The sequence below is a fragment of the Oleiagrimonas sp. genome (genome assembly GCF_027858935.1).
Taxonomy (GTDB): domain Bacteria; phylum Pseudomonadota; class Gammaproteobacteria; order Xanthomonadales; family Rhodanobacteraceae; genus Oleiagrimonas.
Genome location: NZ_JAQIBU010000311.1, coordinates 1 through 8,501 on the forward strand (window position 1 = coordinate 1; position 8,501 = coordinate 8,501).

Consider the following 8,501-nt stretch of genomic DNA (forward strand, 5'->3'; position numbering starts at 1 on the left):
CCAGTCCAGCCAGATCGCCAGATCGCCCCGGCCACTGTCGACGCCACGACCGGCCACATCCACACCGGCCAGCAACTGACCCAGGTCCACATTGTTTCCGCCCATGTACAGCCGACCGGTGTCGCCATCGATCGTGAAGCTTCCGGCTACGTGCAGGTCATGCTCCAGGTGCGGCCTGCGCAGGGTTCCGGCCAGACGCAACGTCTGGCCGTCGTTGCTTACACGCAGGCTGTCGGAAACCAGGCTCCAGGTGCGATTGTCGACCGCATCGCTGATGTTCATGCGCAGGTTGTCGAGCCACACACTCCCCGGCAATTCGCTCAGGTCCAGCTTCTGGCTCTTGCCGGCCCCGGCGCCGAAACCGGCCACGCTCCAGTTGCCATGCGCGTCACGCACCAGATTCACGTGCAGGTCATGCAGACGAAGCTTGACCAGGGGTTTGCCAGGCCTGAGCAGGGCACCGAGGTCGAGCTTTACGTCGGCGGTCGGCAGCTTCAACGGCGAACCGCCAGGCTTTCCGATACGCACGTCCTGCAGGACCAGCAATGGTCCCGAGGGTTGCCAGAATCCTTTCATCGAAGCAAAACGCACAGGCTGGTGCAGGTGCGTGGCCAGCATCTGGGCCACACGGTCGGGATAATGCGCGGCCAGCGGCAGCAGCACCTGTACCAGCCCGATCAGGACCGCCAGAGCGATCAGCGCCGTGCACACAAGTCCACCACAGAAGAAACGCAGCCGACGCCAGGGATGTCGTCTTGCCTTGTTCAATATCCGGATACCCGTTTCACCGCGGAAAGTCCGTCGGTTACGGGACGATCAGAGCAGTACCACATCGAACTGTTCCTGAAGATAGTGGTCCTCGGACTGGAAATTGATGGTCTTTCCAATAAACTCCTCCAGCTCGGCCACGCCCGCCGACTCTTCCTCGAGGATGCGGTCCACCACATCGGTGCTGGCCAACACCATCAGTTTCTCGGCGTCGAACTGGCGCACCGCGCGGGTGATCTCGCGGAAGATCTCGTAGGTCACCGTCTCGGCGGTCTTCATGGTGCCACGGCCATCGCAGGCCGGACATGGTTCGCACAGCTGGTATTCCAGACTCTTGGTGGTGCGCTTGCGGGTCATTTCGACCAGTCCCAGCGGTGACATCGGATATACCGTGGTCTTGGCATGGTCGCGCTCAAGCGCCTTCTCCAGGGTTCGCAATACCTGGCGCTTGTGCTCGTCGTCGGTCATGTCGATGAAATCAATGATGATGATGCCGCCCAGGTTGCGCAGTCGGAGTTGTCGCGCGGCCGCCTGCGCGGCCTCCAGATTGGTCCGGTAGACGGTTTCCTCCAGATTGCGCGAGCCCAGGTAGGCCCCGGTGTTCACATCAATGGTGGTCATCGCCTCGGTCTGGTCGAAGACCAGGTGGCCGCCGGACTTCAGCGGTACCTCGCGGCGCAGTGCGCGCTTGATCTCGTCCTCAGCCCCGTACAGGTCGAAGATTGGCCGCTCACCGCTGTAGTGCTCGATACGCTCTTCCAGCTCGGGCATGAACTTATGCACGAAACGGCACACCTTGTCGAACGTCTCGCGCGAGTCCACGCGTACCTTCTCGATGCCATCGTGCAACAGGTCGCGAAGTGCTCGCAGCGGCAGCGAGAGCTCTTCGTAGACACGCTCACCAACAGCGGTGCTGGCGATATTCTCCTGAACCACGCGCCAGACCTTGCCAAGGTAGGTGACATCAAAGGCCAGCGCCTTTCCCGACTGTCCCTCGGCATTGGTTCGCACAATGTAGCCAAGCGGGTCCTCGCCGATCAGGCTGCCGAGAAGGTCCTTCAGTCGCTGGCGCTCGTCCTCATCATCAATGCGCGTGGACACGCCAAGGGTCTTGGCGTAAGGCAGCAGCACCAGATAGCGCGAGGGAATGGACAAATGCGCGGACAACCGGGCGCCCTTGCTGCTGATCGGGTCGCGGATGACCTGCACCACGATCTCCTGCCCCTCGTGAACCAGACCGGAAATCGAAGGGGTACCACTACCACCCTGTCCGACCGGCGTGACATTGCCGCCCTCAACGTTGCTTGCCGGAAGGGTGGGACGAACGATGTCGGAGGCATGCAGGAACGCGGCACGCTCCAGCCCGATGTCGACAAAGGCCGCCTGCATGCCCGGCATCACCCGCTGCACGCGGCCCTTGTAGACATTGCCGACGTACCCGAGGCGCGAGGCGCGCTCAAGGTAGACCTCCTGCAAAATGCCGTTTTCAACCACCGCCACCCGGGTCTCCCGTGGCGTGACGTTGATCAGGATCTCTTCACTCACCAATGAACTCCTGAAGCCATGCATCCTTATAGCCGGTGCGCACGGCCAGTGTCGACGCGCACACGATCCGGTGGCAGGGTACGCTCCCGCCAATCGGCAGCATTCGTGCTCCAAGCATAGCGTGTCCCCGGGGTCGGCCCCGGGATTCGGAGCACGGTTCCCGCGCCTTCGTGATACTCAATGCCCCCTGGACAGCCCGGCCGCTCGCAGCAAACCCGCGGTTTCGAACAGCGGCAAACCCATCACCGCCGAATAACTGCCCTCCAGGTGCTCGATGAAGGCCGCGGCCCGCCCCTGGATCGCGTAGCCACCGGCCTTGCCGTAGCACTCGCCGGTGGCGATGTAGGCCGCGATGTCGGCATCGTCCAGTTCCGCGATGCGCACCCGGGAGATGCAGGTTGCTTCGCGGGCATGCGCCTGGTCCAGCAGCCAGACGCTGGAAATCACATGATGCTCGCGGCCACACAACTGCCGCAGCATTTCGGCCGCCTGTACGGCATCCCCGGGTTTGCCGAACACCCTGTCGCCCAACACCACTTCGGTATCCGATCCAAGCACGTGGGCTTGCGGGTCCTGCTTCACTTCGGCCAGACCGGCAAGCGCCTTGTCGCGCGCCACGCGGCGCACGTAGGCCTCGGGCGACTCCCCGGCCCCGCGAAGTTCGGGTATATCCACTTGCAGCACGCTGAAACGCACGCCGATCTGATCCAGCAACTGGCGCCGGCGCGGTGACTTGGAAGCAAGATAAAGCATGTGGCCAGCATACCGGCGGCGCCGGGGTCCACCAAACGACCACGAGCGGATTTGGATAGACTTCATGCGCCAGACCGTCGTTCAAGGAAGAATCATGAAGCTGCCCGTAAAGACCCTTCTTGCCCTCAGCAGCCTGCAGTTGTTTTTCGCGGGACTGCGCAACGTCGTGCATCTGCTGGATGGCCAAGTGACGGGGCATATGCATGCCGCGGCCCAGACCGCCTCCGCTCCGGGGGCCTTCGTCGCAGGCTACTTGACCGGCACGCTGATCGCGACGGGCGCGCAACTGCTCTGCGCGGCGGGACTGCTTGTCCTGCTCCTGCGCCGCCTGCGTGTCCGCGGGGAGAATGGCGGCAACCCGGCTCAGGCGCGGTGATAGGGGTGTCCGGCAACGATCATCGCCGCCCGGTAGAGCTGTTCGACCAACACCAGCCGCACCAGCATATGTGGCAGCGTGAGTGCACCCAGCGACCAGCGTCGGTCCGCGCGCTCCAGTACCGCCGGTGCATGACCGTCGGGGCCACCGATCAGGAACGCGAGATCGCGGCCGAGCATGCGCCAGTCGGCCAGGTGCTGCGCCAGGTCCTCGCTGGACCAGGCCTTGCCGCGTCCGTCCAGGGCCACCACGTGGGCATCCCTGGGTAGCGCCGCCAGCACGGCATCGCCTTCGTCGCTGATCGCCCGCTGCAGGTCGCGCCCCTTGCCGCGGGCGCCGGGACGGATCTCGACCAGCTCCAGCGGCCACTCGCGGGAAAGCCGCTTGTGATACTCGGCAAAGCCCTCGGCCACCCAGCCGGGCATGCGTTCACCTACCGAGATGATACGGGTATGCATGGACCACCGGGTAAAAACACTAGAAGTTTAACGCGGTTTACACCAGCGCCCAGGGACCGCCGCCTTGGGGTCATTGTTCCCGCCGACAGCATGTGGGCGCCACGCGCGACACCGCTACGACTTTCATTTCCCGGCGGCGTTTCCGGCGTCGGAGTCGGCGTCGATCGCCTCGGCGTCACCCACGTCCCATAGCCGTTCCAGGCCATAGAACTCGCGGATGCGCGGCAGCATGACATGGACGATGATGTCGCCCAGGTCGACCAGTACCCACTCGGCCTCGTCCTGCCCTTCCACGCCAAGCGGAAGCACGCCCGCCTGCTTGGCGAACTTGACCACTTCATCGGCAATGGACTTGACGTGTCGGGTGGACGTGCCTGACGCAATGATCAGCTGGTCGGCGATCGAGGTCTTCCCGCGCACGTCGATCTCGACGATTTCACGGGCCTTGAGCTCGTCCAGCGCATGGCGCACCTGGCGCAGGAGGTCGTGCTCGGCGGGAGTTTGTGAAAATCTGGTTTGAGCGGAATTCGGGCTTGCGGACAAGTGGCATGCACCTCGTGTTAACGCGTCGGATGGCGCGCTTGCACGCAGTATAACCGCAGCGCGCCGCGTTGCCAGAACCTCAATCCCGGTAAACGGCCAGAAGGTCAGGAGACTCGATCAAGGGTTCGGGCAGCAGATAGCGCACGCAACGACCCGTGGCCAGGAGCTCGCGCACCTGACTGGCCGAGATATCCAGCGCCGTGACAGGGATGTCGACCACGCCACCGGACGCCTGCTCCCATAGCGCGGCGGCATCCTTCACCTTGCGGCCCGCGATCGCCGTTTGCAGGTCCGGACTGGCTGCACCGTTGTTACCCGGCCGGGTCAGCACACCGATATGCGCCAGTTCGAACATCTCCCGCCAACGATGCCAGCGGTCCAGACCGGCAAAAGCGTCCGCACCGATCAGCAGCACCACTGCCGGTTCAGGCCCCACCTCGTCACGCAAGTCGCGCAGTGTATCGACGCTGTAGGAGGGTCCGTCCCGACCCAGTTCGCGCGTATCCAACTGCAGTCTGTCCTGCCCTTTCAGTGCGGCACGAAGCAAGGCTGCGCGCTGATCGGCACCCGCCCGCGTCGGTGCACGATGGGGCGGTTCGCGGGCCGGGATCATGCGCACCGGCGCCTGCAGAAACTCCGAGGCCTCCAGAGCGACGCGCAGATGACCGATGTGAACCGGATCAAACGTGCCCCCGAACAGGACCAGTCGCTGACGGCTCATGCCAGGGCCGCGGTGCTGCGGGGATCGGCGATCATTGCCATCAGGCGCTGTGCCTCGCGCCAGGGATCGCCCTGCTCGCGTCCCTTGCACATGCGATCAATGCGCGCGGCGTGTTTCAGACATTGCTGCCAGTGCCCGCGCGGTGCGCGACGCAACGCCTGTCGGAACAGTTGCTCGCGGGACTGCCATAGATGCTCGGCCCTGGCCTGGGCAGAAAAATCCGCAGCCATGGACAGACGCAATGCAATCTGCAGCTGGCTGGCCAGCCAGCCCATCATCGGGATCAATTCTTCGCCCTCGGCCTCCAGTCCACGGATCACCCGCAACGCGCGGGCCGTGTCTCCTGCAAAGGCCGCATCGGTCAGGCGAAAAATGTCAAAGCGCGCGCTGTCCGCGACCAGCGACTCCATGGTCGTGGCGTCCAGCCGTCCGCCTTCGTGCAACATCACCAGCTTGTCGACCTCCTGCGCGGCCGCCAGCAGATTGCCTTCCACCCGCTCGGCCAGCAGGGCCACGGCATCGGCATCGGCCTGGATGCCGTGGCGTGCCATGCGTGCACCGATCCATGCGGGCATCTCGTTGGCCCGCGGCGGCCAGAACACGACATGTACGCCGGCCTTGTCGATGGCGCGGCTCCAGGCACCTTCGTGCTTCTTCGACCAGGTCATGCAGGTGACCAGCAGGACGGTATCCGGTGGCGGATCCGCGCAGTAGGCCACCAGGGCCTTGCTGCCCTCGCGCCCTGGCTTGCCGGTGGGCAGACGCAGATCGAGCAGGCGCTGACGGGCAAACAGGGACATTCCGGCGGCGGCCCTCGCCAGGTCGTCCCAGTCGAAACCGGACTCGACGCTGATCACCTCACGTTCGCTGTAGCCCAGCTCGCGGGCACGGGCACGCAGGGCATCCGAAGCCTCAAGCACCAGCATTTCCTCGCCCGTGAGGAGATAGGCCGGCTGCAGGGCATCAGCCTTGAGCTGCTGGGTCCAGCGGTTGGCGTTCAGCGGCATGGTGGGCGCTCAACTCCCCGCTGATGCGCTGGCGCTCGGCGCTGGCGCATTTGTGTCCGATGCGGGCGGGTGTTCGGCGGCGGCACGCAGGCGGAACTGGATCGCCTGCACCATGTCGCGCACCAGGCTGGAGTGGATTTGCTCGGTTTGGGCCGCGGTCCCGATCGGCTGTTGTGCGTCGTAGGTGAATTCGCGTGTCATGTCGATATGCTGGCGCGGCACGATGGAGCGGCCATCATGGGTCGTGACATGGAACGCGACGCGATAATGCACGGCGTATTCACCCACCCGCGCGCGCCCTGTGAAGGTCAGGGCCTGGGTAGTGAACACCGCCGTCGGCACATGGAAGTCCGCCACGCCGGGACCGGATTCGTCGACCAACGTGGCACCGGAGGACTCCAGCGTGCGCGCCAGTTCACGCGGCAAATCGCCGCCGCCGCTGACCACCAGATGAACCTTCTGCATGCTCGGCGGCAACGAGGCGCCACGCCGCAAGTGGAAACCGCATGCGGCGAGTCCGAGCATGACCGTGACGCAGACCGCAAAGCGCATGTTTTTCATGTTTATCCCACCACGATATTGACGATCTTGCCCGGCACCACGATCACCTTGCGCACGATCTTGCCTTCGGTGAACGGTTGCACACCGGGCAGGGACTGCGCCAGCGCAACGATAGTCTCGCGCGTTGCGTCCACGGCCACCTCCATGGTTCCGCGCAGCTTGCCGTTGACCTGTACCGCCATGGTCAGCGCATCGCGCTGCATGGCCTCGGGATCGGCCTTCGGCCAGGGCTGATCCTCCACCAGGGTTTCTGCGTGACCCAACTCCTGCCACAGGCAATGGCTGGCATGCGGGGTGATCGGATTGAGCAGCAGCACCATGGTCTCCAGTGCCTCGTGGCGCACGGCCCTGCCCTGGTCGCTCATGTCGTCGAATTTCGCCACGTGGTTGAGCAGTTCCATCAACGCGGCGATCGCGGTATTGAAACTCTGCCGCCGCCCATAGTCGTCACTGACCTTGGCGATGGTTTCGTGCACGTAACGGCGCAGGGTCTTCTGGTCGCCATCCAGCGCATCCGGATCCACCACGGGATGATCGGCCTGCGAAGCATGCGCAACCACCACCCGCCAGAACCGACGCAGGAAACGCGACATGCCCTCGACACCGGCCTCGTTCCACTCCAGCGCCTGGTCCGGCGGCGCCGCGAACATCGAGAACAGGCGCACGGTGTCGGCGCCGTACTTGTCCACCATGTCCTGCGGGTCCACGCCATTGTTCTTGGACTTGGACATCTTCTCGATACCGCCGATCCGGACCGGCTGGCCGTCCGCCTTCAGCACCGCGCCGGTCACCTGCCCGCGATCGTCCCGCTGCACTTCAACCTCGGCCGGATTGAACCAGTGCGTCGAACCATCGCCCTGGGTCCGGAAGAAGGTCTCGGCAATGACCATGCCCTGGCACAACAGGCGCGTTGCCGGCTCGTCGCCCTTGACCAGTCCCGCGTCGCGCATGAGCTTGTGATAGAAGCGGAAATACAGCAGGTGCAGGATGGCGTGCTCGATACCGCCAATGTACTGGTCCACCGGCAGCCAGTAGTCGCCACGCGCGTCGACCTGTTCGGCGGCATCCGGACTGGCGTAGCGGGCGTAGTACCAGCTCGAGTCCATGAAGGTGTCGAAGGTGTCGGTTTCACGCTCGGCCGGCCCGCCGCATTTCGGGCAGGTGGTCTTGCGCCACTCGGGATCGGCCTTGAGCGGGGATTTCACTCCGGAGAACGCCACGTCCTCGGGCAGCACCACCGGCAACTGGTCCTCGGGCACCGGCACCGCGTCGCAGGTCGGGCAGTAGATGATCGGGATCGGGCAGCCCCAGTAACGCTGGCGGCTCACGCCCCAGTCGCGCAGGCGCCAGTTGACCTTGCGGGCGCCGCGCCCGTCCGCCTCCAGACGCGTGGCGATGGCGTCGAAAGCCGCCTCGAAACCCAGGCCGTCGAAGTCACCGGAGTTGACCAGCATGCCGTGTTCGGTGAACGCGGCGGTCTCCTGGACGCGCTGCTCGAACGACTCGATAGTGCGTACCGCGGCACTGGATTCATATACGTCGGTGTGGGTACCGCGCAGCGCGTTGCGCAACGGGTCGGCGCCCACGCCAGCGCTCATGTCATGGTCCAGTTCCTTCAGCGCGTCGACCACGCCGCCGTCGACCACGACCATGCGGATGGGCAGGCCGTACTGCAGGGCAAACTCGTGGTCGCGCTCGTCATGACCGGGCACGGCCATCACCGCACCGGTGCCGTAGCCCATCAGCACGAAGTTGGCGACCCAGACCGG

General features: G+C 64.7%; 9 protein-coding genes and 1 pseudogene. 1 reads left to right on the forward strand and 9 read right to left on the reverse strand.

The annotated features are described in order from the left end of the window. From PF446_RS11480 to PF446_RS11490, 3 genes and pseudogenes are all read right to left on the reverse strand, one after another. Positions 1-768: pseudogene (locus PF446_RS11480) on the reverse strand (TIGR02099 family protein); the annotation flags it as partial. Positions 769-816: 48 nt separating this feature from the next. Further along, complete coding sequence (gene rng, locus PF446_RS11485) at positions 817-2,313, reverse strand: ribonuclease G (protein ID WP_298071697.1); 1,497 nt, start codon at positions 2,311-2,313, stop codon at positions 817-819. A 177-nt stretch (positions 2,314-2,490) separates the two neighbouring features. Next, positions 2,491-3,066 carry a Maf family protein gene (locus tag PF446_RS11490; protein WP_298071699.1) on the reverse strand — a complete coding sequence of 192 codons (576 nt, stop codon included), beginning with the start codon at positions 3,064-3,066 and terminating at the stop codon, positions 2,491-2,493. A 64-nt stretch (positions 3,067-3,130) separates the two neighbouring features. Here PF446_RS11490 and PF446_RS11495 point away from each other — a divergent pair, with 64 nt between their 5' ends. After that, on the forward strand, positions 3,131-3,442 hold the full coding sequence (locus PF446_RS11495; RefSeq protein ID WP_298071701.1) for a hypothetical protein: 312 nt from the start codon (positions 3,131-3,133) through the stop codon (positions 3,440-3,442). Here the strand turns inward: PF446_RS11495 and rlmH are convergent. From rlmH to leuS, 6 genes are all read right to left on the reverse strand, one after another. Beyond that, on the reverse strand, positions 3,430-3,900 hold the full coding sequence (rlmH, locus tag PF446_RS11500) for a 23S rRNA (pseudouridine(1915)-N(3))-methyltransferase RlmH (RefSeq protein ID WP_298071703.1): 471 nt from the start codon (positions 3,898-3,900) through the stop codon (positions 3,430-3,432). The two genes, PF446_RS11495 and rlmH, sit on opposite strands and share 13 nt — an antisense overlap. 123 nt (positions 3,901-4,023) lie before the next feature. Further along, on the reverse strand, positions 4,024-4,380 hold the full coding sequence (gene rsfS / locus PF446_RS11505) for a ribosome silencing factor (RefSeq protein ID WP_298071713.1): 357 nt from the start codon (positions 4,378-4,380) through the stop codon (positions 4,024-4,026). Positions 4,381-4,522: 142 nt separating this feature from the next. Then, positions 4,523-5,164, reverse strand: coding sequence for a nicotinate-nucleotide adenylyltransferase (gene nadD / locus PF446_RS11510; protein ID WP_298071705.1), 642 nt, complete (start codon positions 5,162-5,164; stop codon positions 4,523-4,525). Further along, positions 5,161-6,171 carry a DNA polymerase III subunit delta gene (holA, locus tag PF446_RS11515; protein ID WP_298071707.1) on the reverse strand — a complete coding sequence of 337 codons (1,011 nt, stop codon included), beginning with the start codon at positions 6,169-6,171 and terminating at the stop codon, positions 5,161-5,163. The genes nadD and holA overlap by 4 nt, the downstream gene beginning before the upstream one ends. Positions 6,172-6,180: 9 nt before the next feature. Then, a complete protein-coding gene (gene lptE, locus PF446_RS11520; protein WP_298071709.1) occupies positions 6,181-6,732 on the reverse strand; it encodes an LPS assembly lipoprotein LptE in 552 nt (183 codons plus the stop codon). Positions 6,733-6,734: 2 nt separating this feature from the next. Next, a partial coding sequence (gene leuS / locus PF446_RS11525) for a leucine--tRNA ligase (protein WP_298071711.1) occupies positions 6,735-8,501 on the reverse strand: 1,767 nt, incomplete at its 5' end.